Origin of the sequence: Burkholderia sp. MSMB1498, assembly GCF_001526245.1 — a bacterium.
GTDB lineage: Bacteria > Pseudomonadota > Gammaproteobacteria > Burkholderiales > Burkholderiaceae > Burkholderia > Burkholderia savannae.
In genome coordinates this window covers 108,161-133,815 of record NZ_LOYJ01000066.1, presented here as the reverse complement: position 1 = coordinate 133,815, position 25,655 = coordinate 108,161, and the positions used below count along the sequence as shown (strand labels likewise).

The 25,655-nt window shown below is 67.9% G+C and carries 22 protein-coding genes; 4 read left to right on the top strand and 18 right to left on the bottom strand.

Translation table 11 applies throughout. The features are described 5' to 3' along the window. Positions 1–13: 13 nt before the first annotated feature. The 13 genes from WS91_RS12820 to WS91_RS36805 all read right to left on the bottom strand — a co-directional run bounded on the left by WS91_RS12820 (position 14) and on the right by WS91_RS36805 (position 12,218). Positions 14–1,822, bottom strand: coding sequence for a TadG family pilus assembly protein (locus WS91_RS12820; protein WP_059670368.1), 1,809 nt, complete (start codon positions 1,820–1,822; stop codon positions 14–16). A 7-nt stretch (positions 1,823–1,829) separates the two neighbouring features. Beyond that, a complete protein-coding gene (locus tag WS91_RS12815; protein WP_059575125.1) occupies positions 1,830–2,222 on the bottom strand; it encodes a DUF3613 domain-containing protein in 393 nt (130 codons plus the stop codon). Between the two features lie 21 nt (positions 2,223–2,243). Further along, complete coding sequence (locus tag WS91_RS12810) at positions 2,244–3,236, bottom strand: tetratricopeptide repeat protein (RefSeq protein WP_038743221.1); 993 nt, start codon at positions 3,234–3,236, stop codon at positions 2,244–2,246. A 36-nt stretch (positions 3,237–3,272) separates the two neighbouring features. Continuing rightward, entirely contained in the window at positions 3,273–4,295 is a 1,023-nt protein-coding gene (locus WS91_RS12805) for a type II secretion system F family protein (protein WP_038743223.1), read from the bottom strand. A 5-nt stretch (positions 4,296–4,300) separates the two neighbouring features. Continuing rightward, complete coding sequence (locus WS91_RS12800) at positions 4,301–5,290, bottom strand: type II secretion system F family protein (RefSeq protein ID WP_038743225.1); 990 nt, start codon at positions 5,288–5,290, stop codon at positions 4,301–4,303. Then, positions 5,283–6,623 carry a CpaF family protein gene (locus WS91_RS12795; protein WP_038743227.1) on the bottom strand — a complete coding sequence of 447 codons (1,341 nt, stop codon included), beginning with the start codon at positions 6,621–6,623 and terminating at the stop codon, positions 5,283–5,285. Before WS91_RS12795 ends, WS91_RS12800 begins: the two co-directional genes overlap by 8 nt. A 3-nt stretch (positions 6,624–6,626) precedes the next feature. Continuing rightward, positions 6,627–7,865, bottom strand: coding sequence for a fimbrial protein (locus WS91_RS12790; protein WP_059575127.1), 1,239 nt, complete (start codon positions 7,863–7,865; stop codon positions 6,627–6,629). Positions 7,866–7,925: 60 nt separating this feature from the next. Then, a complete protein-coding gene (locus WS91_RS12785) occupies positions 7,926–9,251 on the bottom strand; it encodes a type II and III secretion system protein family protein (RefSeq protein ID WP_038743231.1) in 1,326 nt (441 codons plus the stop codon). Positions 9,252–9,314: 63 nt separating this feature from the next. Then, positions 9,315–10,226: a Flp pilus assembly protein CpaB gene (cpaB, locus tag WS91_RS12780; RefSeq protein ID WP_059575129.1), complete on the bottom strand. Its 912-nt coding sequence runs from the start codon at positions 10,224–10,226 to the stop codon at positions 9,315–9,317. Between the two features lie 88 nt (positions 10,227–10,314). Next, positions 10,315–10,782: a TadE/TadG family type IV pilus assembly protein gene (locus WS91_RS12775; protein WP_038743235.1), complete on the bottom strand. Its 468-nt coding sequence runs from the start codon at positions 10,780–10,782 to the stop codon at positions 10,315–10,317. Further along, complete coding sequence (locus tag WS91_RS12770) at positions 10,779–11,279, bottom strand: A24 family peptidase (protein WP_059575131.1); 501 nt, start codon at positions 11,277–11,279, stop codon at positions 10,779–10,781. The genes WS91_RS12775 and WS91_RS12770 overlap by 4 nt, the downstream gene beginning before the upstream one ends. Positions 11,280–11,360: 81 nt before the next feature. Then, positions 11,361–11,558 (bottom strand): Flp family type IVb pilin, encoded by a 198-nt coding sequence (locus tag WS91_RS12765; RefSeq protein WP_161788620.1) that lies wholly within the window; start codon positions 11,556–11,558, stop codon positions 11,361–11,363. Positions 11,559–12,026: 468 nt separating this feature from the next. Next, positions 12,027–12,218: a hypothetical protein gene (locus tag WS91_RS36805; RefSeq protein WP_161788621.1), complete on the bottom strand. Its 192-nt coding sequence runs from the start codon at positions 12,216–12,218 to the stop codon at positions 12,027–12,029. Between WS91_RS36805 and WS91_RS12760 the strand changes: the two genes are divergently transcribed. The 4 genes from WS91_RS12760 to WS91_RS12745 all read left to right on the top strand — a co-directional run bounded on the left by WS91_RS12760 (position 12,195) and on the right by WS91_RS12745 (position 17,674). Then, entirely contained in the window at positions 12,195–13,820 is a 1,626-nt protein-coding gene (locus tag WS91_RS12760; protein ID WP_059670422.1) for a collagen-like triple helix repeat-containing protein, read from the top strand. The genes WS91_RS36805 and WS91_RS12760 overlap by 24 nt on opposite strands. 73 nt (positions 13,821–13,893) lie before the next feature. Continuing rightward, positions 13,894–15,159: a collagen-like triple helix repeat-containing protein gene (locus WS91_RS12755; RefSeq protein ID WP_038743240.1), complete on the top strand. Its 1,266-nt coding sequence runs from the start codon at positions 13,894–13,896 to the stop codon at positions 15,157–15,159. 174 nt (positions 15,160–15,333) lie between these two features. Beyond that, complete coding sequence (locus WS91_RS12750) at positions 15,334–16,989, top strand: ShlB/FhaC/HecB family hemolysin secretion/activation protein (RefSeq protein ID WP_186448587.1); 1,656 nt, start codon at positions 15,334–15,336, stop codon at positions 16,987–16,989. A 223-nt stretch (positions 16,990–17,212) separates the two neighbouring features. Continuing rightward, the gene (locus WS91_RS12745) at positions 17,213–17,674 is read left to right on the top strand and encodes a DUF2147 domain-containing protein (protein ID WP_038743347.1); all 462 of its coding nucleotides are present in this window, start codon (positions 17,213–17,215) and stop codon (positions 17,672–17,674) included. Positions 17,675–17,822: 148 nt separating this feature from the next. On the opposite strand, the gene WS91_RS12740 is transcribed toward WS91_RS12745, so the two are convergent. The 5 genes from WS91_RS12740 to WS91_RS12720 form a co-directional block, all read right to left on the bottom strand. Beyond that, complete coding sequence (locus WS91_RS12740; protein WP_038743244.1) at positions 17,823–18,230, bottom strand: transposase; 408 nt, start codon at positions 18,228–18,230, stop codon at positions 17,823–17,825. Positions 18,231–18,425: 195 nt separating this feature from the next. Then, positions 18,426–19,523, bottom strand: a complete 1,098-nt coding sequence (gene zapE / locus WS91_RS12735) for a cell division protein ZapE (RefSeq protein ID WP_038743349.1) — start codon at positions 19,521–19,523, stop codon at positions 18,426–18,428. Positions 19,524–19,629: 106 nt separating this feature from the next. Further along, positions 19,630–21,060, bottom strand: coding sequence for a dihydrolipoyl dehydrogenase (lpdA, locus tag WS91_RS12730; protein ID WP_038743246.1), 1,431 nt, complete (start codon positions 21,058–21,060; stop codon positions 19,630–19,632). Between the two features lie 99 nt (positions 21,061–21,159). Then, positions 21,160–22,437: a 2-oxoglutarate dehydrogenase complex dihydrolipoyllysine-residue succinyltransferase gene (odhB, locus tag WS91_RS12725; RefSeq protein WP_059670367.1), complete on the bottom strand. Its 1,278-nt coding sequence runs from the start codon at positions 22,435–22,437 to the stop codon at positions 21,160–21,162. A 133-nt stretch (positions 22,438–22,570) separates the two neighbouring features. After that, on the bottom strand, positions 22,571–25,435 hold the full coding sequence (locus WS91_RS12720; RefSeq protein ID WP_038743250.1) for a 2-oxoglutarate dehydrogenase E1 component: 2,865 nt from the start codon (positions 25,433–25,435) through the stop codon (positions 22,571–22,573). Positions 25,436–25,655 lie beyond the last annotated feature (220 nt).

Here is a 25,655-nt window from a genome sequence, read left to right as displayed (position 1 = left end):
TATCGTGACTTCTTCAATAAACCGTTTGCGCGGTGCCGCAGGTCAGCGCCAGGTTGTGGACCGTCGCCGCCCCGACCTGAACGCCCAGCAGGTTCAGGAGCGGGACGACGACTTGGTCGAGCGAATTCAGCATGGGGCCGAGCTGGCTCAGCAGCAGCGACACCACGGGATTGAGCATGCTGCCGACCGCAACCGGTTGGCCGAACACGTAGAGCGTCAGGCCGTTCGGCCCCGTCAGCGACTGCGCGGCGCCCGACAGCGCGTTCGAGAGCACCGAGCCCACCGCGTTCGAATTCGTCGTCTGATAGTCGTCGGCGTCGCCCGTCACGCCGTTGAACGTGAGCGTCGCCGCATTGGACTGCGGCACCACCACGGGCAACGCGAGCGCCGATTTGATCTGCAGCAGCGGCGCGTTCAGCACGCCGAGCGTCGCGAGCGTCGCGGGCACGTTGCAGGCGAACGTCTGCTGCGCGGGAAGATTCGTCGGCACGTCGCCGATGCACAGGTTCGCAAGGCCCGGCTGCACGGTGATCGTCGCGCTGCTCGACGCGGCAGTCGCCGCGCAGTTCGTCGACTGAAGCCATGCCGAGCCCGTCGCGACCTGCAACGTGAGCGGCAGATTCAAATTGACCTGAATGAGGCCTTCAACGAGGCTCACGAGCGCCGCAACCGGAAACAGCACGCCGGTCGGCAACAAACCCGCCGTGCCTAGACCCACGTTCAGATACAGCCGAATCTGCGCATTGTTCGCCTGCGTGCGCCACGCGCCCGTCTTCGGGTCCGTTCCCGCCTCGCCGATCGCGATCGTCGGCGGCTCGATGACCTGCAACATCAGCGTCGCGCCCTGCCCCGCGAGCTGCAGCCCCGTCGCGACGTTCACCGCCGGCTGGCCCGCCGCCGCGACTTCCGCCGAAACCATCAGCGCGTCGAACACGTTGATCTTCGCGTCGGCCGCCGCCTGCGTGTCGGACAGGCCGAGCGCGAACACGCCGGGCCCGCCAGACTGGCTGCCGATGCTGAATTTCCCGCCGCCGAGATTCGCCGCGACGATCGCCTGCAACGCGGCGACGCTCGCCTGCAGGTTCGCGTTCACGACCTGCGTGCGCGACAGCGCGGTCAGCATCAGCTGCGCGAACTGCCCCGCCGTCACCTGCGTCGACAGCAGCTCGTTGACGGTCAGCACGTTCGCGGCCGCCATCAGGTCGCCCACCTTGATCTGCGTCGACGCGAGCGCCTGATACGACAGCACGCTCAAGCCCAGATTCGCGCCGAGCAACGCGTTCAGCACGTTGTTCACGAGGCCGCCTTGCAGGCTCGCGAGCGTCGTGCCGACGGTGAACTGGTCGATGTTGGTCGCCTTCGCGGTGGATATCGCGCTCACCGTGCGCGACGGGCCGAGGAAGAAGTACGGCACGCTCTGCGTCGCCGTCACCTGCACCGCGTTCAGCGGCGTCGACGCCGTATTGAAGTAGCTCGGCCCCGCGTTGCTCTGCGTGTCCCAGCGCCCGCACGCGACCGCGAGCGTGTTACCGCTCTTCGCCGGATCGAAGCCGTTCGAGCTCGCGTTCGCCGCGGCGGCGGCGTTCGGCCGCGCGCACAGGTTGTCCATCTTCTGCGCGGCGGCGAGCGCGGCCATGTCGGCAACCCGCTGCAAGTCGCGGCGCACGAAGAACGCGTTGCCGATGTCGATCGCACCGAGCGCCGCGATCGCGACGAGCATCCAGACCGCCGCGACGACGGCGAACGCGCCGCGTTCGCGCGCGATCGACCGACGCCCGCGAGCGAACGATCGGCGTTCGGCGAAACGGCGAGCTAACGGCATGCGGCCCTCACTGAGAATGCGACGCCGGCGCGAGAAGGGAGTCCGCCCCGCCGCCACCGCCACCGCCGCCCATGCCCGCCGCCGATCCGTAGAACGCCGGGATCTTCGTCTTGAACGACTCGATATAGCGTGCGTACGCAAGCGACGCCGCCTCGCCGATCATCGGCTGCGACGGCGCCGCGTCGCGGTTGCTCGCCTGCAATTCGAACCACGTCTGCGTCGCGTGGCCAATCTCCGATGCGGGCGGCGTCGCGGCTTGCGGCGATTGAGGCGATTGAGGCGCTTGCGCGCATGCCGCGCCCGTCGCGGCCGCGAGCGCGGCCGCGAGCGTCGCCGCGCGCAGCGCGCGGGCGCGTCCGGAGCGGGCCGCGGCGGTCTTGGTTTGGTCATGCGTCGTCATATCGGCTCCGTGTCACGTCTGTCATTGCGAGAATCGCTGCAAGAGCGGCACCGTCGGCTCGAAGGCCGACGCGGAAGCGGACGCGACGGGCGCGGGCGCTCCCGCGACGGTCGCCTCCCCCTTGCCGCCCGCCGCACCTGCCGCACCCATCGCACCCGTTGCGCCGACGATGCCGATCGCGCCAGCGCCGGCACCGGTCCCCGCCGCACCGGCGGCTCCCGCCGCCCCCGCCGCCCCTGTCTGGCCCGCCGCATTCGGCGCGCCCGGGCGCGCGAGCGCGCGTTGCCGCGCACGCGACGCAGCCGCGATCTTCGCCGCGTCGTTGCGGATTTCCGTTCGTACCGCAGGCGCGAGCTTCAGCTGATTCATCAGGCCGAGCGCGTCGCGCGTCTGCCCGGTCGCGAGCAGGAAGAGCGCGAGGTTGCTCAGGATCTTCGGATTGTTCTGGTCGAGCTCCGCCGCCTTCATCAGCGGCACGCGCGCGAGCGCGACGTCGCCGCCGCGCATCCGCGCGTATGCGAGATCGGACAGCGTCGGCGAATCGGTCGGCGCGAGCGCCGCCGCCTGCGCGAGCGCTTGCGACGCGGCGTCGAAGTCGCCCGACGCGCCGGCCAGCAGGCCGAGCCCGCGATAGCCGCGCGCGGCGAGCGGCGTGCCGAGCAGCTGCTTGTACGCGACCGCGCTCGCGGCCGGCTGGTCGGTCGCGCGCAGCGCGTCGGCGCGCAGCAGGATCGTGTCCGGCGACACGCCGTACTGCTTCTCGTACGCATCGATGTGCGCGAGCGACGCGAAATAGAGCCCCTGCGACTGCATCCGGCCGATGAGGCCGAGATACATGCCGGGCGTGTCGGGCGTCGCGTTCTTGTCGGCCGCGGCCTGCATCAGCGCCGCTCGCTCGGCCTGCGCGCCGATGCCGTAGCCCGACTCCTTGAACACCCCGCACGCGGCGAGCGACAGCGCGAGCGTCGCAAGCGCCGCCGTCGTCATCATCTTTGAAAAGCTGTTTCGTCTCATGTCGTGCCTTCCTTCATTGCGCGCCGGCCGATGTGGTCAACGGCGCGCGGCCGTGAGCGCATGCGTCACGGCGAGCATCCCCGGCCCCGCCGTCACGATGAAGAGCGCGGGCAGCAGCGTGAGAATCATCACGCCCGTCATCTTCACGGTGAGCCGGCCGATCCGCTCGCGCAGCATCGCGCGCCGCACTTCGCGCAGCCGGTCGCCGAACTGCTTGAGCGGTTCCTGCACCGCGCCGCCGTGCTTGTCGACCTGAATCAACAGGCGCACGATCGCGCGCAGGTCCTCGTTGTCGAAGCTCGTCGCGAGGCGCTGCAGCGACTGCTCGCGCGCCCGGCCCGCGGCGAACTGCCGCTGGGCGATCGCGAGCTCCGACGACAGCACCGGCAGCATCCCCCTGAAATCGTTCGTGACGACCTGGATGCTCTGGTCGAGCGACAGCCCGACGCCCTGCAGCAGCCGCAGCATGTCGACGAGGAGCGGCATCTCGTCGACGACGGACTGGCGGCGCGCCGCCGCACGGCGGCGCACATGGATCTTCGGCAGCATGAAGCCGGCGATGACGGACATCGCGACCCACGCGCTCAGATGCGTGCGGACCGTCTCGCCGCCGACGATCGCCGCGGCGGCCGGCAGCGCGATGGCGCACGCGATCCGCGCGCTGAGGAAGATGCCGCGCGTGTGCGCGTCGACATAGCCGCACTGCTCGAGCAGCATCCGGTCCTCGTCGGCGACGATCTGCTTGCCGAGCCGCGTGTCGAGCATCCGCATGCCGAACGTGCCCGCGCGGTCGAGCAGCGTCGCGAAGCGCGCACGGCGCGCGACCGGCGCCGGCTCTTCCGCTGCGCTCGCGCGCGCCGCGCCGCCGGCTGGCGCGGCGCGCGCCGTCGTGCGCGCGACGGCCGCCTCCAGCGCGGCCGCGCGCTGGCCGAGCGCGTCGGCGAGCGCGCGATCGGAGCGCTGCGCGAGCACGATCCGCATGATCGCGAGCACGGCAAGCAGCAGCACGCCGAGCGCGCCGAGAACGAGCGCGATTGCGCCGAGACGGCTGGGGTCCATCGTCGTCACCTCAATCGGGCCAGCCGGTACAGCCAGTAGCCGCCGGCGATCTGCAACATGAACGCGAGATACACGAGCTGCCGGCCTGACGGATCGAGCCACATCGTGCTGAAATATTTCGGGTTGGTCGCGATCACGAAGCTGCCGAGGCCGATCGGCAGCAGGCCGAGCACCCACGCGGACAGCCGCGTCTCCGCCGACATCGCGATCAGCTCCCGCTCCGCCTGCTCGAGGTCGCGCATGAAAACGGCCATCCGGTCGAGCATCACGTCCGCGCGGCCGCCGTACTTGACCGACAGCCGCAGCACCGAGCCGACGAGCTCGAATTCCTTGATCCGGTAGAGCGCCGCGATGTGGACCATCGCGCGATCGATCTCGACGCCCGAGCGCAGCATCCGCGACACGTGGTCGAGGCAGCCGCGCAGCGGCGCCTCGGTCGTCTGCAGCGTCGCCTGGAACGCGGCGGGCACGCTGTTGCCGAGCGTGACGAGCCGCACGATGCCGTCGAGGAACGACGGCAGTTGCCGGACGATCTGCATGCGCCGCTTCTGTATCCGCGACACGAGCCAGAACAGCACGAGCGTCGCGCCGGCCACGAGCACCGCGACGGCCGCGAGCCAGCCGGCGCGCAGGCCCATCCACAGCGCCGCGACGCCCGTCGCCGCGACGAGTGCGACGAGCGGCGTGCGGATCTCGGGCACGCCCGCGCGGTTCGACACGTTGAGCCATGCGTGCGCCACGCGCTCGCGCCACCGCGTGAGGCCCTCGGCGGGCTTCGCGCCCGGCGCGTCGCCCGCCGCGGCCGCGCGCTTGGGCTCGCCCGCGAGCGGCGCCTTCGGCGGCGCGCCCGGGCGCGCGCCGGGCTCGAGCCGGCTGTCGATGTAGCGCGCCGCGTGCGCGCGCTCCTTGGTCGCCTCGCCGCGCCGCCACAGCGCGAGCGCCCCGGCCGCGCACAGCAGCGCGAGCGCGAGCGCCCAAAGCGCCGCGCTAGACATTGAAGCCCCCGCCGCGGCCGAACGGCTCGCCGCCGAAGCCGCCGCCCGCGAGCGCCTGCCTGAAGCGCGCGAGCTTCGGCGAATGCGGATGGATGCCGAGCGACTCCCACGCGTCGGTCTCGTCGCCGTCCGCGTTCACGCGCGGCTCGTAGCGATAGAGCTCCTGCGTCGCGATGATGTTGTCGGACAGCCCCGTCACTTCGGTCACCGACAGGATGCGCCGCCGCCCGTTCGACAGCCGCCCGATCTGCACGATGAAGTCGACCGCGTTCGCGATCTGCCGGCGCAGGCTCGATTCGGTGCCCTGAAAGCCCGCGAAGCCGGCGAGCATCTCGAGGCGGTACAGGCATTCGCGCGGCGAGCTCGCGTGGATCGTGCCCATCGAGCCGTCGTGGCCCGTGTTCATCGCCTGCATCATCTCGAGCACCTCGCCGCCGCGCACTTCGCCGACGATGATCCGGTCGGGCCGCATTCGCAGCGTGTTGCGCAGCAGGTCGCGGATCGTCACGACGCCCGTGCCGTCGAAACCGCCCGGCCGGCTCTCGAGCCGCACGACGTGCGGGTGGTTGAGCGACAGCTCGGCCGTGTCCTCGATCGTCACGACGCGCTCGGCCTCGGGGATGTGGAACGCGAGCGCGTTCAGGAGCGAGGTCTTGCCCGAGCTCGTGCCGCCCGACACGAGGATGTTGCAGCGCGCCGCGACCGCGGCCTCGAGCAGCGTGCCGATTTCGTCGTTGAACGTGCCGTTCGCGAGCAGATCGGCGGGCTTCAGCGGGTCCTTGCGGAACTTGCGGATCGACACGACGGGGCCGTCGATCGACAGCGGCTCGATCACGACGTTCACGCGCCCGCCGTCGGGCAGCCGCGCGTCGACCATCGGATTCGACTCGTCGAGCCGCCGGCCGATCGGCGCGAGGATGCGCCGCACGATCCGCAGCAGGTGCGCGTTGTCGGTGAAGCGCACGGGCAGCTTCGCCAGTATCCCGTGCTTCGACACGTACACGTCGCTGTAGCCGTTGATCAGGATGTCCTCGACGTGCGGATCGGCGAGCAGGTCCTCGATCGGGCCGAAGCCCGCGAGCTCCTTCGTCAGCGCCTGCGCGACCGCGCGCACTTCGTTTTCGTTGAGCGGAATGCGGCGCAGCCTCACGAAGCTGTCGATCTCGAGATCGACGAACTGGTTGATCGCCTGCCGCGACCAGCGCCCGAACTCCGCGCCCAGCTCCTCGATGCGCGTCAGCAGATGTTCGTGCGCGGCGTTCTTGATGTCGTGGAACTGCTGCGTTTGCGAGAACGGCGTCGCCCCGTCGGCAAATTGAATGTCGTGTGCCATCTCTTACGACCGCTTGGAGGTGGGTTGAATGAAGCGCCTGAGCGCGGAAAGACCGCTCGCCGGACGCGATGCGGCGGCCCCCGAGCCGCCCGTCGCGCACTCGACGAGCGGCTCGAGCGCGCGCACGTACGGATCGCGCTCGGCAACGTCGACAATCAGCTTGCCCTGATTGGCCGCATGCCCGACCGGCACGCGCCGCGACGGCAACGTCGCGGCGAGCGCGAGGCCGAGGCGCTCGGCGATCTGCGCGGGCGCGAGGCCGAGCGCCGGATCGTATTGGTTGACGACGAGACGCACACTGTCGGTATCGACGCCCGCGTCGCGCAGCGACTCGAGCAGCTCGACGGCCGACACGATGGAAGCGACGCCCTGGTCGCACACGAGCCACGATTCGTCGGCCGCGTTCGCGGTCTGCACGACGAAATCGCGGTTCGAGAAGCCGCCCAAGTCGACGATCTGGTAGTCGAAGAACGCACGTAGGCGGTTCAGGAGCCCGACGCACGACGCGTACGACACGTCGCGCAGCCCGGCGAGGTTCGGCGGCAGCGACGTCAGCGCGACGCCGCTCGCGTGGCGCGCGAGCGCCGTGTTGACGAAGGTCCGGTCGAAGCGGCGCAGGTTGCGCACCGCCTCGACGAAATCGAATTCGCAGCGCGTGTTGAGGAACAGCGCGCCGTCGCCCGCCGGCAGCCCGAGATCGATGAGCGCCGTCTGCCGCCCTTGCGCGGCCGAGCGCCGCTGCAACAGCACCGACAGGTTCGCGGCGAGCGTGCTCGCGCCCATCCCGGCGCGCGCGCCGAGGAGCGCGATCAGCCGGCCGTGGCGGCTCGGCTGGTCGCCGACGTGGTCGAGCAGCCCGCGCGTGATCCGAAGCGCATCCTCGGCGGGCGCGGAAAAATCGATGAAGTCGCGCACGCCCGCGCGCAGCGCGGCGAGCGCGCTTTCCGGCTCGCCGAGCGAGCCGAGCGCGACGATCGGCAGCCCCGGATGCGACAGGCGCACGGCCGCCGCCACGGCGCTCGCCGCCTGCGCGTGGCCGCCCGAGAAATCGACGAAGACGAGCACCGGATTGAGCCCGGCGATCCGCTGAGCGAGCGCCGCCGGCTCGAGCGGCGCGGCCTCCACCGCGCCCGCCGAAACGAGCGTCTGCGCGAGCCAGCGCACATGCTCGCCCTCGAGCGACGCACAGACGAAGTAGTCGGTGACGGCGGGCTCAGCCAAAGATAGTGTTCTCGCGTTCATGATGAAGCATCCCGGTTGCGCGCCGCGTGGCGGCGCTCGCGCTGTCGTGACGTCGCGCACTCATTTCGAGAATCCCGGCCCCGCGTCCGGCGACAGCACGCCGCCGAGATACGACCGCCACACGGGACCGTCGCGCTGCTCGGACAGCTCGCCGGGCGTCGCGGGCAGCGACGCGTTCTTCGCGATCGGCGCGACGAGATGCGGCGTCACGATGATCACGAGTTCCTTGTCGTTCTGCTGATAGCTCAAATTCTTGAAGAACGTGCCGATGATCGGCAGGTCGCCGAGGAACGGCACCTTGTTGACGTTCGACGTCGTTTCGCGATCGATCAGCCCGCCGATCACGAAGCTCTCGCCGTCGCCGAGCTCGACCGTCGTGTCCGCGCGGCGCGTCGTGAGCGCGGGCACCGTGATTCCGTTGAGCGTGATCGAATGCACGAAGTCGAGCTGGCTCGACTCCGGCGCGACCTTGAGCGCGATCCGGCGCGGGCTCAGCACGGTCGGCGTCAGCGTGAGGCCGACGCCGTAAGGCTTCCAGTCGATCGACGTCGTGCCGAGCCCCTGCGGCACCGGCACCGGAATCTCGCCGCCCGCGAGAAAGCTCGCGCTCTGCCCGGACAGCGCGACGAGCGTCGGCTGCGCGAGCACGCGCGCGAGGTTGTTCGCCTCGAGGATCGACAGGTCGGCGAAGAGGCCGCGCGTCGCCGAGCCGACGATGAGATTGAACGCGGAGGCGATCGGGATGTTCGCCGACACCGACATCGACGACGTCCCGCCGCCCGTCACCGACGCGAGGCCGGACGGCGCGAACGAGCCGAACGTGAAGCCGTTGTTCTGCTTGAAGAGGTTCAGGCCCGCCTGCTTGAGCACCGAGCGGCTGAACTCGACGACGCGCACGTCGACCTGCACCACGCTCTTGCCGCCGACCGTCGACGCGTCGACGACGCCGCCGTCCTTGCCGGCCATCCCCTTGCCGAGCGCGAGCGCGCGCGCATGCGCGTCGAGCGTCGCGGCCGAGCCGGACACGACCGCCGTGCCGTTGTACGCCTTCACGCTCGGCGAGCCGGAATCGAGGAGCTCGCGCGCGGCGCCGCTCACGACGTCGACCGTGTACACGGCCGGCTCGTCGCGGCCGCGCTCCCACACCATCAGGCTCGTCGAGCCGGCCGCCTTCGCGACGAGCAGCACGCCGCCGCGCCCGCCCTTGACGACGAGCACGTCCGCGACGTTCGGATCGCCCACCGCGACCCGCTGCACGCCGCGCCCGACGGCAATCTGCCGCTGCGCGCCCGTCGCGAGCTCGATCGTCCCCATCTGCGCCGCCCGCGCGGCGAACGACAGCAACACGCCGAACGCCATCGCCCATGCAATCAGTTTATTTTTCATCGTGTCGGAGACCGGCGCGAGCCGGCCCTCTCCCTGCCGTCACTGTTCGAATCCACTCGTCGATCAATAGGCGACCGTCTCGGCCCGCCCACCCCGAATCACTTCGATGCTGCCGCCCGCGCGCGGCGCGGCCGCCGCCGTGGCCACCCGCGCGGGCGCCGCGCGCGGCGTCTGCGCCGGCACGCCGCCGCTGCCCGACAGCTCGCCCAGCACGAGCCCGCCCGCCGCCTGATTCGAAGGCCCACCCGCGCTCGATGCGCGCATCGCGACCGTCTGCGCGGCGACGTCCTCGTCGCGCGGGCTGCGCAGCGCGAGCACGAGCCGGCCGCTCGCTTCGGCGAGCGTGAGCGCGTCGACCTGCGCGGTCGGCACGGCGAGCACCGCGGTGCGCGCGCCCGCGCCCGTCGGGCCCGGCGAGCCGTCGCGATCGGTCGTCGCATCGCCGAACGACAGCACGCGCACCCGCGACAGCAGCAGCCGCGCCTGCGATCGCGTGATCTCGGAGCCGTTCGAGCCGAAGCCGGCTTCGCGCTTCAGATTCACGAACACGTCGACGAAGTTGCCGGGCCGCAGCCGATTGCCGACCGCGTTCGTGTCGTCGACCTTGATCGCGATCGCGCGCTCGCCCGGCGCGATCTGGTCGGCGAGCCCCGACATCAGCTCGCTCTCGAGCACGGGCGCCTGCGCGACGATGTCGCTCGCGGGGATGCGGCCCGTGACGAGCATCGGATTCGGGAATGCGCCCGCGATCGGCGTCGGCGTCTGCTGCACCTTCAGCGCATCGGCGGGAATCGGCTGCCCGGCCGGCAGCGCGCGCTTCGCGACGACGACGGGCACCATCGCCGTGGCAACGGCGGGCGCGGCAACCGGCGCGGCGGGCGCGGGCTTGCGCCCGAGCAGCCACGCGTAAATGCCGAGCAGGATCGCGATCCCGATCAGCAGCCCCGCGACGATCTTGGTCAAGTGATTGGCCATGGTTGTTATCAGTGCAGCGCAAGAGAAGTCGTTGGAGAAGGCCGCCGGCGCGCGGCGCGGCGCGGCGGCCCGGCCTAGTCGATCGCGTTCATATAATGTTCGTCGGGTTGATCTGCACCGTCGCTTGGCTCGTCAGCGCCGTCGGCAGCACCGCGTTGAAGAGCGCGACCGTCGGCACGAGCGGATTGGCCGCGTACGGATACGTGACCGTCACCTGGATGCAGTACATCGTCGAGTCGTACGAGCACGTGAAATTCTGCGAGGTCGAGCACGTCGCGCCCGACAGCCAGCCCGTCAGGTTGTTCGCGGCCGTGCACGCGGCCGCGGCGCGCAGGCCGAGCGCCGCCGCGGGCGTTTGCGCGACCTGGTAGTTGAGCGCCGCGCGCGCGCCCTCCGTCGCGGCGAGCGTCAGGCTCTGCTGCGCGGCGAAGATCATCCCGTACGTGATGATTCCGTAGAGGATCATGAAGAAGACGGGAAACAGGATCGCGAATTCGACCGCGGTCGCGCCGCGCTGGCGCCGTAACGACGCGAACCGCCCGAGCGCGCGCTTCATCGCGTGCCTCCGGTGTGAATCAGGTAGACGAGCCACGCGGCGGCGGGCGCGACGAGAAACGCCGCATAAGGCGCGGAGCGGTGCGCACCGAGCGCGAACGCGGGCGCGCCGCTGCGGCCGAGCGAGCCGAACGGCGTGCGGCTCAGGAACATGAGGCCGAGCGCGTGAATGCCCGCCGCGACGCTCGCGACGATCCACAGCCACGGCAGCGCCGACAGGCCGCACCACGCGCCGAGCACCGCGAATACCTTGACGTCCGCGGCACCCATCACGCGCAGCGCGAAAAACGGAAAAAGCGAAACCAGGCCGACTACCCCGCCGATCAATGCGCCTGTCAACGTCGTATTGAATGGGTTTTGTCGGCAGACTGTAAAAATGATAACGACGGCAAGACCGACAAGCACCAATTCGTTGGAAATACGGCGATCGCGACAATCGGAAATTGCAACGGCCGCAGTCCAGGCGAAAAAGAATCCAATACTGAAGAGGTGAATCATTTCAACCCCGGCCGCCCAGCAACGTTTGCGGATTGCCGAAGCAATCCGCAATTCGTGATAACGCGCAATTGGATGTGAAAGTCAAGCCGCTGGCAATTTGCTGGCGATCGTGCTGAACAGCGCGCTCAGATCGGTACCGAGCGTGCCGACGGTCGTCGCGATGGCCACCGCGATGAGACCCGCGATCAACCCGTATTCGATCGCGGTTACCCCTGCGTCCTCATTAAGGAAGCGCTTCATCAGTTGTTTCATGTTGATCCTCGTGCCTTGAGTCTTCACTGGCCTTGCTTTTCGCTATCGGCCGACCTTGCCCCGCCAGTCCGACTTTAATGCCGGCTCGGGCGGTTTGGTTATAACTCTTTTTTCAAGAGTTTCTAACAATTTGATACAAGTTAACATTCATGTCGGCGGCTCCCTCCTCGTATTCCCTGATGTACTATGTCGTACAAATTACGCACGGGCGCATCATATATCCGAACTTTTTTTCGTTCCACATCTTTGTCAATTTTGATCAGACATTATGACAGCGCGCACGCTTATTTTTACGGCCTATCGGTAGCCCTTACCCATAAGGACTTACGATAGGTTAGATCTACATATCTAATCCATTAGTAAATCAGACGATTCAAATATCGATGAATCGTGCCCTGCATTTGTCGCACGTTACGCCGCACGCGTAACGCAAAGCGCGCGGCGTTACGTTACGAACACATAAAAACACGCCCGCCGCACGCGCCTTCCCCTTCATCACCCGAAACCTCCCGTTCGCCTCAAATCCTTTACCGACAAGGGTTTGCTGGCCATCTCCTCACGCACCGAAAAGACCGTCCAGCGAAATGGCACGCCAGTTGCAGAGAAGTCGTCCGCAGGGGCAGCACACCAATGAACAGACAACACACCAATGCGAGGACGATGATGAATATTCAGACCATTTCTCATGGCACGCTCCGGACGACTTTGATCGCGGCCACCGTGGCAGCCATGCTCTCCCTTTCCGCTTGCGGCGGTTCCGGCACGATCAGCAAGGGCCTCGACGGCTCGGGCTCCGGCTCCGGCGGCGGCAACGCGATTTCCACGACGGGCGACGGTTCGGGTTCGGGTTCGGGTTCGGGTTCGGGTTCGGGCGGCACGAGCGGCTCGAGCGGCTCGGGTTCCGGCGGCAGCGGCGGCGCCGGCTCGACGGGCGGCCTGTCGGGCGGCGGCGGCTCGACCTCCGGCGGCGGCTCCACGTCGGGCAGCGGTTCGACCTCGGGCGGCACGTCGACTTCGTCGAGCGTCAACGCGCTCGGCACGGTCGCCGGCAACGCGGGCGGCATCATCAGCGGCGCCGGCTCGACCGTGTCGGGCCTCGGCACCGTCGTCGGCAGCCAGGCGCTGCCCGGCGTGAACCCGCAGACGACGCAGGCGCTCGGCGGCGTCGTCCAGAGCCTCGGCGGCGCGGTCGGCGCGCTCGGCTCGGGCGTGACGAGCGGCATCGGCCAGCTCGGCTCGTCGACCAATCCGATCGGCACGACCGTCGCGAGCACGGGCGGCGTGGTCAGCCAGTTGGGCGGTGCCGTCACGCAGACGGGCAATCTCGTCACGAGCCTCGGCACGGGCCCGCTCGCGCCGCTGTCGCCCCTCACGTCGCCGCTCGGCGGCGCCGTCAGCACGCTCGGCAACGCGATCACCGCGGGCGGCACGACGCTCACCACCGCGCTGTCGACGGGCCCCGTCCAGCAACTGACGCAGACGGTCAGCTCCGCGATCACGCCGATCACGTCGATGGTCACGGGCGCGACGCAAACGGTCGGCAACGTGACGGGCCTCGGCGCGCCCGTCAACACGCTGCTCGGCACGATCGGCGGCGGCCTGAACCAGGCCGGCGCGCTGATCTCGAAGACGGGCAACAACCCGGTCACGACGGGCCTCGGCCAGACCGTGTCGGCCACCGGCAACACGATCACGTCGGTCGGCGGCCTGCTGACGGGCGGCACCGGTTCGACGAATCCGCTCGCGCCGATCACGGCCGCGGTCGGCGGCCTGACGGGCACGCTGAGCGGCGTGAGCGGCGCAACTTCGGGCACCCCGCTCGCGCCGCTCACGAACGTCGTGTCGACCGTCACGGGCGCGCTCACGGGCGCAACCGGCGGCACGACGGGCTCGAGCAACCCGCTCGCCCCCGTCACGGGCCTCGTGTCGACCGTCACCGGCGCACTCACGGGCGCAACCGGCGGCACGACGGGCTCGAGCAACCCGCTCGCCCCCGTCACGGGCCTCGTGTCGACCGTCACCGGCGCGCTCACGGGCGCAACGGGCGGCGCGACGACGTCGACGAGCCCGCTTGCCCCGATCACGAACCTCGTGTCGACCGCGACGGGCGCGCTGAGCGGCGCGGCAACGGCGGCACCGGCGACGAGCTCGACGTCGACCGCGACGAATCCGGTCGCGAGCCTCACCGCGCCGCTGACGGGCACGAGCACCGGCGCGAGCGGCACGACCAACCTGCTGTCGCCCGTTACGTCGCTCGTCGGCGGCCTGCTCGGCGGCATCAAGAAGTAACAGGCAGGCGCCCGTCCGCCCAACAGGGCGGGCGCCCGTCCAGCATCAGAGAAGAGACAGCGAGGAGAACATCATGAACCAGAAACGTTTCGTCCCGTCGTTCGCGGTCGCGGCCTGGCGCGTTCCGCTCACCGCGCTCGCGGCCGCGTGCGTGCTCGCCGCGTGCGGCGGCAGCGACGTCACCGCGCCGCCGTCCGCGAACAACGGCGGCAGCGGCAACAACACGACGCCGACCAACCCGAACAACCCGACGACGACCACGACCGGCACGTCCGGCGTCGTCAACACGCTCGGCAAGACCGCGACCGATATCGGCAACACGGTCGGCTCGACGAGCGTGCCGGGCCTCGGCAGCGGCGTCACGCAAGGCGTCGGCGCGACGGTGAGCAGCACGGGCGGCATCGTCAACGCCGCCGCCGACGCGATCAGCAACGGCCTCGGCCAGATCGGCTCGACGCAGAATCCGGTCGGCACGACGGTCGCGGGCCTCGGCAACGTCGTGAGCGCCGCGAGCAATACCGTGCAAGGCGCAAGCCAGACGGTGCAGGCGCTCGGCACCGGCCCGCTCGCGCCGCTCTCGCCCGTCACGACGCCCGTCGCGGGTGCGCTCGCGACGGCGGCGAACGGCGTGAACGCGGCCGGCACGATGCTCGGCAACGCGCTGTCGACGGGCCCGGTCCAGCAGATCACGCAACCGATCAGCTCGGCGGTCACGCCGCTCGTCATCACGGCGGGCCAGGTCACGCAGACGGTGGGCACGACGACGGGCGTCGGCCAGCCGGTGTCGGGCCTGCTGCAGCAGGTCGGCGGCGCGATCAGCTCGGCCGGCACTCAGATCGCGGGCACGTCGTCGCAGCCGGTGGTCGGCGACGTCGGCCAGCTCGTGTCGACGCTCGGCAACACCGTGACGAACGCGGGCGGCCTCGTCAATCCGGCCGCACCGAACGGCGCGGCGCCGATCCCCGGTCTCATCACGAGCCTCGTCGGCGGCTCGACGGCGACGGTCGCGAGCGGCTCGGGTTCGAGCTCGGGCTCGACGCTCGGCAGCCCGCTGAACGGCCTGCTGTCGAGCCTCGGCGGCGGCGCGCTGCCGACCGGCGCGCTCGGCGGCGGCACGACGTCGGGCGGCGCGAGCAACCCGCTTGCGCCGATCACGAGCCTCGCGAGCGGCGGCACGGGTGCTAGTACAAACCCGCTCGCGCCCGTTACCAGTTTGCTGAATACTGTCACGGGCACGTTGTCCGGCGCCACGTCGTCGTCGACGGCGAGCGGCTCGACGACGGGGCTCCTCGCTCCCGTGACGGGCGCGCTCGGCACGCTGGGCAGCTTTGGTAAGTGATGCGAAGTACCGCGCGCTCCTTCCGGCAAGGAGCGCGCGGCGTGGTGGCAGTCGGATTAGAACAACGGAAGACCACGATGCGCGGCGCGCCAAACGCCGCGCATCGACATTAGAAGATCACAAGCACAAAGAGGCCCACGAGGAATCACAATGAAATCCAGACACGAATCTTGGATGCTCTTGCTCGCGCTCGTCGCGGCCGCCGGTGCCGCGCATGCGCAGAGCCGCTCGGGCGGCAACCCGCTCGAAGCGCTGCCACAGATCAACACTCCTCAGCGGCCGAGCGTGACCGTGCAGGTCGCGCCGCAGGAAGTCCAGGTGCAGGCGCTGCTCGCGCGGCATCTGACGCCGACCTCGTTCCAGGTCGAAGGCGTCAAGTCGATTCCGTTCGAAGAGATCTCGCAGCGCTTCACGCCGCTCGTCGGCAAGGACATCACGATCGGCCAGTTGATCGAGACGGCGAACGGCGTGACGAAGCTGTATCAGGAGCGCGGCTACGCCCTCTCGTTCGCGTTCATCCCCGCGCAGACGTTCGAAGGCGGCGCCGTGCGCGTGACGGTGGTCGAAGGCTACGTCGCGAACGTGAAGATCACCGGCCGGCCCGGCGCGATGGAACCGAAGGTGCGCGCGATCGCCGCGCACATCATGGATGATCGGCCGCTGCGCCGCGCGACGTTCGAGCGCTACGTGAACACGTTCGGCCTGCTGCCCGGCGTGGCCGTCAAGGCGAACGTGCCGCCGCCGCAGAACACCGACGGCGCGACGACGCTCGAGCTGAATGTCGATCGCAAGCCGTTCAACGTGAGCGCGGGGCTCAATACGAACAACCCTGGTCTGCAGGGGCTCTTCACGATGACCGAGAACGGCCTCACGTCGCTCGGCGAGCAGATGAGCATCTCCGCGCTGTTCCCGAAGGGGCCGAACAACCAGACGTACGTGTCGTTTAGCGGCGCCGTGCCGATCGGCAGCAACGGCCTCGTCACGCGCCTCGACGCGAGCCACTACCGCGGCAATCCGTCCGTCGACCAGACCGTGCTGCCGAACGTCCAGCGCACCGTGATCAACGACAAGCTCGGCCTGTCCGCATCGTATCCGCTGATGCTGAGCAATCAGCGCAGTCTGCTCGGCACGGTGTCGGGCTATGCGTCGCACAGCGAGGATCGCTACCAGAACCAGATCACCGGCGCGATGATCGGCACGCGCTCGCAGGTGCGCGTGCTGCAAATGCAGCTCGACTACACGAGCGTGCAGCCGAAACAAGTGCAGAAGCTGAGCTTCAATGTCGCGAAGGCGTTCGACATTCTCGGCGCGTCGAAATCGGGCATCACGAACATCCCGGGCGTCGTCGCGACGAATCCCGCGTCGACGACGTTCGTGCGCACCGGCGCGACCTTCGTGCAGACGAACGAGTGGCCGTTCAAGATCGGCTCGACCGTGCAGCTCACCGGCCAGTACAGCCCGGATTCGCTGCCGACCACCGAGCAGATCTCGTTCGGCGCGCAGCGCTTCGCGCTCGGCTATCAACCGGGCGAGACGTCGGGCGATTCGGGATGGGGCGCGTCGCTCGAGCTCAATCGCGCATTCGCGCCGGGCTTCACGTACCTGAAGAGCATCACGCCATACGTCGCGTACGACATGGCGCGCGTGTATCTGCATTCGGGCACGCCGGTGCCGCACCGCCTGTCGTCGGTCGCGCTCGGCGTGCGATTGACCGACAGCCGCTTCTACAATCTTGACGTGTCGATCGCGAAACCCGTCGGCGATGCGCCGATCGAAAGCGCGTCGCGCAGCCCGCGCGTGAACGCATCGTTCTCGTATCAGCTCTACTGACGCGCTCGCGCCCTTCCCGCTGCGCTCACGCGGCCCGTCGAGATCCGGCGGGCCGCGCGCGTTTTCAGTTTTTCATTTCGCATCGGTGCTTCGATTAGAAGCACTTGTATCAAACGCGATGCGCAGATTCACGTATTCTGCGCACAGCTCGCATGCAACGCCGTTCGACGCAAACGGCCCGCGAGCCGACGAAAACGACATCGTGCGATCCAAGGAGGAAGACATGTTTCAAATGACTCGTTCACTGCGCTCGTTCACCGTGGCAGGCGCGCTGCTCGCATGCGCCGCGAGCGCATTCGCTCAAGCGAACAGCCCCATCGGCACGTGGCAGACGATCGACGACCACACGGGCAAGCCGAAGGCGCTCGTGCAGATCAGCGAAGACGCGAGCGGCGAGCTGTCGGGCAAGGTCGTCAAGGGCCTCGGCGAGAACGACACGCCGGATCGCCGCTGCACCGCGTGCTCCGACGAGCGCAAGGATCAGCTGATCAAGGGCATGACGATCATCAAGGCGATGAAGAAGGAAGGCGAAGGCTGGGACGGCGGCAACATCCTCGACCCGGAAAACGGCAAGGTCTACAAGTGCAAGATGACGCTCGAGGAAGGCGGCCAGAAGCTCGTCGTGCGCGGCTACATCGGCGTGTCGCTGCTCGGCCGCTCGCAGACCTGGATGCGCGCGCAGTAACGCGCCTCGCACGTCGGCCTCGTCGCGCCGACATTGCCGCTCGCGCGCCGGGTCTCGCGAGCGAGCGCCGAGCGACGAAAACAAAACCGGCCTGTGCGTTTGCGCCAGGCCGGTTTTTTCATGCGCGCGGCATGCTGCCCGCGTCGCGTCAGACGACGTGCTCGAGCGTGCAATCGAGACGCGGCGCGGTCGATGTCGTCGACGCTGCGACGCTGCGCGCGTGAGCCGCTTTCGAGCGCGCATGCGTGCGCATGCGCATCGTCATCAGCTCGCACAGATCCTCGCTCTCCGCGCCGAACAATTCGACGAGCACGCGCTTCAACGCACCCGATTCGTGCCACGCCTTGAAGCGGCGATGACACGTCTGATATGCGGGAAAACGGCGCGGCATCGCCGACCAGTTCGCGCCGCTGTAGATCACCCACAGCACGCCGTTGAGCACCGCGCGCGTATCCGCGAGCGGTCTGCCGCGCATCTCCTTGCGCGGGCGCAGCTCGGGCAGCAAGGGAGCGACGCGCTGCCACTCCTCATCGGTTATATCGCGATACGGCGTCATGTGTTTCTCCGTTCATGAAGAACATGGCGCAACGATATCGAGACGAGCCGGCGTTGGAAACACGGCGCGCGCCGATTTAAGAATAGTTAATACCGAATTAACCGAAGTTAACCGTCTGACGCGCTTTTCGAATTCGGGTCGGGTCATTCGGGGCGCGCGAGGCGCGATGCGCGCCCGCCGCCCCGGCGGTTCGGATCAGGTGAGCGACGTATCGATCAGGCGGCGCGGCGCCTCGAGATACTCCTTCGACTGCATCTCGACGATCCGCGAGACCGTGCGGCTGAATTCGTTCGCCATCGGTCCTTCGATGTACAGATCTTCCGCGGCCACCGCGGCCGACATCAGCAGCTTCACCTTGTGGTCGTACAGCACGTCGATGAGCCACGTGAAGCGGCGCGCTTCGGACGCCATCCGCGGCGACATCTGCGGCACTTCCGACAGCACGATCGCGTGAAAGCGGCTCGCGAGCTCAAGATAATCGTTTTGCGAGCGCGGGCCGCCGCAGAGCGTCGCGAAATCGAACCAGACGACGCCGTCCGCGCGGCGCAGCGCCTTGATCTCGCGCTTTTCGATGTGCAGGATCGGGCTCTCGTCCGGCACCGCGGCGAGCTGGCCGAACGCATGGCGCAGCGCGCGATCGGCGTCCGCGCCGAGCGGCGTGTGATACATCCGCACCTGCGTGAGCGTGCGCTGCCGATAGTCGACGCCCCCGTCGACGTTCAGCACGTCGAGCCTGTCCTTCAGAAGCGCGATCGCGGGCAGCATCCGGTCGCGATGCAGGCCGTCGGGGTACAGATCGTCCGGGTCGTAATTGGACGTCATCACGAACTGCACGCCGTTCGAAAACAGCCGGTCGAGCAGCCGGTACAGGATCATCGCGTCGGCGATGTCGGACACGTGAAATTCGTCGAAGCAGATGAGCCGGTAGCGCTTCGCGATCCGGCGCGCGAGCTCGTCGAGCGGATCGGCCTGCCCTTTCAGCTCTTCGAGCTCGCGATGCACCTCGCGCATGAACTCGTGGAAATGCAGCCGCGTCTTGCGCTGCACCGGCACGATCGCATAGAAGCTGTCCATCAGGAAGCTCTTGCCGCGCCCGACGCCGCCCCACATGTAGACGCCGCGCGGCAAATCCGGGCGTATGACGAGTTTCTTGAACGCATTCGAGCGACGCGCCTTGTAGGCGACCCATTCGGCGTAGCAGCGCTGCAGGCGTTCGACCGCGGCGCGCTGCGCGGCATCGGACTGATAGCCGCGCGTCTTCAGCTCGTGCTCGTAGTATTCGGTGACGTTCATCATGCAAACCGGCAAAAATGAAGGCGAGCGGGAAATCCCGCCCGCCTTCGCCGAGAGACAGCGACGCCGGCCGCGACGGCCGGCGCGCGGTGCTGCGTTTTCGCGCTTAGCTGTTGAGCGAGCGCTTGTCGACGGCGAGCGCCGCTTCGCGCATCACTTCGGACATCGACGGATGCGGGTGGCAAATGCGGGCGATGTCTTCCGACGCCGCCTTGAACTCCATCGCCACCACGGCTTCCGCGATCAGGTCCGACGCGTTCGCGGCGATCACGTGCACGCCGAGCAGCTCGTCGGTCTTCGCATCCGCGATCATCTTCACGAAGCCGTCCGGCGCGTTCATGCCGAGCGCGCGGCCGTTGATCGAGAACGGGAACTTGCCCGACTTGATCTCGCGGCCTTCGGCCTTCAGTTGCTGCTCCGTCTTGCCGACCCACGCGATTTCCGGGTGCGTGTAGATCACCCACGGAATGCAGTTGTAGTCGATGTGCGGCTTCTGGCCGTCGATCACTTCCGCGACGAGCACGCCTTCGTCTTCCGCCTTGTGCGCGAGCATCGGGCCGCGCACGACGTCGCCGATCGCGTAGACGTTCGGCACCGCGGTGCGGCAGTGGTCGTCGACGTCGATGAAGCCGCGCTCGTTCGCCTTCAGGCCGATCGACTCGAGGCCGAGGTCGTCGGTGTTCGGCACGCGGCCCACCGACACGATCAGGCGGTCGGCGTCGAGCGTCTGCGCGTTGCCGTCCTTGTCCGTGTACGCGATCGACACGCCGTTCGCGCTCGTCTTCACTTCGCCGATCGTCACGCCGAGGTTGATGTCGAGGCCCTGCTTCTTGAACAGCTTCGCCGCTTCCTTCGCGAGCGCTTCGTCGGCCGCGCCGAGGAACGCCGGCAGCGCCTCGAGCACCGTCACTTCGGCGCCGAGGCGGCGCCACACCGAGCCGAGCTCGAGGCCGATCACGCCCGCGCCGATCACGGCGAGCTTCTTCGGCACCGTGTCGAACGTCAGCGCGCCTTCGTTGTCCGCGACGATCGTGTTGTCGACGGGCACGTTCGGCAGGTGACGCGCCTTCGAGCCCGTCGCGATGATCACGTTCTTCGCGGTGACGACTTCGGTTTCGCCCTCGCCGCTCACTTCGATCTGCACGCCGGCATCGGTCTTGCCGGTGAACTTGCCGTGGCCCTTGAGCCACGTGATCTTGTTCTTCTTGAACAGGAACTCGATCCCGCCCGTCATCTTCTCGACGATCGCGTCCTTGCGCGCGAGCATCTTCGCGACGTCGATCTTCACGCCGTCGACGCTGATGCCGTGGTCGGCGAGGTGGTGCTGCGCGTTCTCGAACTCCTCCGACGAAGCGAGGAGCGCCTTCGACGGGATGCAGCCGACGTTCAGGCACGTGCCGCCCAGCTTCAGCGTGCCGGCCGGGTTCTTCCATTTCTCGATACAGGCAACGGTCTTGCCCAGTTGCGCGGCGCGGATCGCGGCGATGTAGCCGCCCGGGCCCGCGCCGATCACGACGACGTCAAATTCCTTCGACATGACAATCCTTTGGTTTGGCTCCGGCAAGCCGAGCAGGCGCCTCGCAATGGGCGCCCGCGCGGCCCGCCGAAGCGGTTCGATACGGTGTGAAAAGCGTGCTTACAGGTCGAGCAGCAAGCGCGCCGGATCTTCGAGCGCGTCCTTCATCGCGACGAGCGACAGCACCGCTTCGCGGCCGTCGATGATCCGGTGGTCGTACGACAGCGCCAGATAGTTGATCGGACGGATCACGATCTGGCCGTTTTCGACGACAGGGCGCTCCTTCGTCGCGTGCACGCCGAGGATGGCCGACTGCGGCGGGTTGATGATCGGGGTCGACAGCATCGAGCCGAACACGCCGCCGTTCGAGATCGAGAACGTACCGCCCGTCATTTCCTCGATCGACAGCTTGCCGTCCTTCGCCTTCTGGCCGAATTCGGCGATCTTCTTCTCGATGTCGGCGAGGCTCAGTTGATCCGCGTTGCGCAGGATCGGCACCACGAGGCCGCGCGGCGAGCCGACGGCGATGCCGATGTCGAAGTAGCCGTGATAGACGATGTCGTTGCCGTCGATCGACGCGTTCACGAGCGGGAACTTCTTCAGCGCGTGCACGGCGGCCTTCACGAAGAACGACATGAAGCCGAGCTTCACGCCGTGCTCCTTCTCGAACTTGTCCTTATACTTCGCGCGCAGATCCATGACGGGCTGCATGTTCACTTCGTTGAACGTCGTCAGGATCGCGTTGGTCTGCTGCGACTCGAGCAGACGCTCGGCGATGCGTGCGCGCAGGCGCGACATCGGCACGCGCTGCTCCGGACGGTCGTTGAGCCACGTCGTCGCCGACGCCGGCACCTTCACTTCCGGCAGCGACGGCTTCGCCGGTGCGGCAGCCGGTGCGGCAGCCGGTGCGGCCTTCGGCGCGCCTGCGGCCAGCGCGTCGCCCTTCGTGATGCGGCCGTCGCGGCCCGAACCTGCGACGTCGCCGGCCGACAGGCCCTTCTCGGCCAGCAGCTTCGACGCGGCCGGCGATGCCGCCGCCGAGCTCGACGCCGTCGCGGCGGCCGGCTGCGCGGCCGGCGCCGGTGCGGCTGCGGCGGGCGCCGCCGCCGGCTTGACTTCGGCTGCACCTGCCGCCGCTTCGGCGGCACCTGCCTTCGCTTCGGTGTCGATCGTCGCGATCACCTGGTCGGCGACAACCGTGTCGCCGTCGTTCTGCAGCACTTGCGCGAGCACGCCCGCGGCGGGCGCCGGCACTTCGAGGACGACCTTGTCGGTCTCGAGCTCGATCAGGATTTCGTCTTGCGCGACGGCCTCGCCGGGCTTCTTCTTCCACTGCAGCATGGTCGCTTCCGAAACCGATTCGGAGAGCTGGGGGACTTTGACTTCTACGATAGCCATGTGAATTTCCTGGATGCTTAATCTGGGTAACGACGAGGCGTCTGCGAGCGCTGTCGAGTGTCGCGGCGCGCGGCGCCTGCGGTCGAAAGCGCGCGGGAAAGCGCATCGCGCCTTCCCGCTTCGCTACGCCTCTTTATTTCGCGATCGATGCGCTCTTCAAGCGGCCGAATGCGCCTTCGACGAGGGCCTTCTGCTGCTCGTAGTGCTTCGCGTAATAGCCGACAGCCGGCGAGGCGGAAGCCGGGCGGCCGCTGTACGCGAGCTTCTGCCCTTCCTTCATGCCTTCCTTCAGGTGGTGTTCGACGTAGAACCACGGCCCCTGATTTTGCGGCTCGTCCTGCACCCAGACCACTTCCGTCGCGTTCTCGTACTTCTTCATTTCCGCTTCGAACTGCTTGTGCGCGAACGGATACAGCTGCTCGATCCGGATGATCGCGACGTCGTTCGCCTTCGCTTCGCGGCGATGCGCGACGAGGTCGTAATACACGCGGCCCGAGCACGCGACCACGCGCTTGACCTTCTTCGCGTCGATGCCGCCGTCGACTTCGCCCAGCACCGGCTGGAACGAACCCTTCGCGAGCTCCGACAGGTCCGACACCGCTTCCTTGTGGCGCAGCAGCGACTTCGGCGTCGCGACGATGAGCGGCTTGCGGAACAGGCGGATCATCTGGCGGCGCAGCAGGTGGAAGATCTGCGCGGGCGTCGTCGGCTGGACGACCTGCATGTTGTGCTCCGCGCACAGCTGCAGATAGCGTTCGATGCGCGCCGACGAGTGCTCCGGCCCCTGGCCTTCATAGCCGTGCGGCAGCAGCATCGTGAGACCCGACACGCGGCCCCACTTCACTTCGCCCGACGAGATGAACTGGTCGATCACGACCTGCGCGCCGTTCGCGAAATCGCCGAACTGCGCTTCCCACAGCACGAGCGTATTCGGCTCGGCGGTCGAGTAGCCGTATTCGAAGCCGAGCACCGCCTCTTCGGACAGCACCGAGTCGATCACGTTGAACTTCGCCTGGCCTTCCGAGATGTTCTGCAGCGGCACGTACGTGCCGTCGTTCCAGCGCTCGCGGTTCTGGTCGTGCAGCACCGCGTGACGGTGCGTGAACGTGCCGCGGCCCGAGTCCTGGCCCGTCAGGCGAACGGCGTAGCCCGACGCGACGAGCGACGCGTACGCGAGATGCTCGCCCATGCCCCAGTCGAGCGGCTGATCGCCGCGCGCCATGTTGCGGCGATCGTTGATCACGCGCTCGACGAGCGGGTGAACCTTGAAGTTTTCCGGCACCGTCGTGATGCGTTCGCCGAGGCGCTTCAACTCGGCGAGCGGCACCGCGGTGTCGGCCGCGTCCGTCCACTTGCGGTTCAGGAACGGCATCCAGTCGACCGCGTACTTGCTCTTGTAGTTCGACAGCACCGGATCGACCGTGTGATGGCCGTCGTCCATCGCCTTGCGGTACGCCTTCACGAAGCCGTCGCCTTCTTCGGCCGTGATCACGCCCTGCTGCACGAGCTTCTCCGCGTACAGCGCGCGGGTGCCCGGGTGCTGCGCGATCTTCTTGTACATCAGCGGCTGCGTGACGGCCGGCGTGTCCTGCTCGTTGTGGCCGAGCTTGCGGAAGCAGACGATGTCGATCACGACATCCTTGTGGAACTGCATCCGGTAGTCGATCGCGATCTGCGTCGCGAGGACGACCGCTTCCGGATCGTCGCCGTTCACGTGCAGCACCGGCGCCTCGATCATCTTGACGACGTCCGTGCAGTACAGCGTCGAGCGCGCGTCGCGCGGGTCCGACGTCGTGAAGCCGATCTGGTTGTTGATGACGATGTGCAGCGTGCCGTGCGTGCCGTAGCCGCGCGTCTGCGCGAGGTTCAGCGTTTCCATCACGACGCCCTGGCCGGCGAACGCCGCGTCGCCGTGAATCTGCACGGGCAGCACTTGCAGGCCGTCGGCGTCGCCGCGGCGATCCATCCGCGCCTTCGCGGAACCTTCGACCACCGGGTTCACGATTTCGAGGTGCGACGGGTTGAACGCGAGCGACAGATGCACCGGGCCGCCTTGCGTCGCGATGTCCGACGAGAAGCCCTTGTGGTACTTCACGTCGCCTGCCGGCAGGTCGTCGACGTGCTTGCCTTCGAATTCGGCGAAGAGATCCGCCGGCATCTTGCCGAGCGTGTTCACGAGCACGTTCAGCCGGCCGCGGTGCGCCATGCCGATGACGATTTCCTGCACGCCCTTCGAGCCCGCGTGCTGGACGACTTCGTCCATCGCCGCGATGAAGCTCTCGCCGCCTTCGAGCGAGAAGCGCTTCTGGCCGACGTACTTCGTGTGCAGGTAGCGTTCGAGGCCTTCGCCGGCCGTCAGGCGGTTCAGGATGTGCTTCTTCTCGTCAGCCGAGAAGTTCGGCGTCGCGCGGGTCGACTCGAGGCGCTCCTGCCACCAGCGCTTCTGCTCGGGATCGCTGATGTACATGTACTCGGCGCCGATCGTGCCGCAGTACGTGTCGCGCAGCCCCTTGACGATGTCGCGCAGCGACGCCTGCTCGAACCCGAAATACAGGTTGCTCGCGCTGAACGTCTGGTCGAGGTCGGCTTCGGAGAAATCGTAGAACGCGGGTTCCAGCTCGGGAATCGCGGGGCGTTCGCGGCGCTTCAGGGGATCGAGGTTGGCCCATTGCGAGCCGAGGAAGCGATACGCGCTGATGAGAGACTGAACGTGGACTTGCTTGCGGGCGGTGGCGAGATTGGCACCGCTTTCGCGCGGAATGAAAGCGTTGGCTTTCGCGCGCTGGGCGAACGACTCGACGATCGGGTTGTGAGCCACGTCGTTCGCGTTCGAACCGTCGGTTGCGGGGACGTTCTGCAGCGCGTCGAAATATTCGCGCCAGTTATCCGGCACCGACGCCGGGTTATCCAAATAGGCTTCGTACAGTTCTTCAACATACGAAGCATTGCCGCCGAACAAATACGAGTTCAGCTGGAACTGCTTCATTACATCTGACATTTGACGCTCACCTTTCTTCGAGCTTCTCGAGAAATAGCGGGTTACTCAACCTTCCGCGACACGGCCTGACCGTTTAGCGGATTGCGCGAATCAAGTCTTGCTTGGAAGGACCTAAAACTTGCGTGCGCGCAGCATAGCACAAAAAAACCTGCGGCGAACGCGGCGATAGCGCCCTGAAAGCCCGTCCAGACGGGCTTTCGCGCCGGTCGCGGCGATTCCG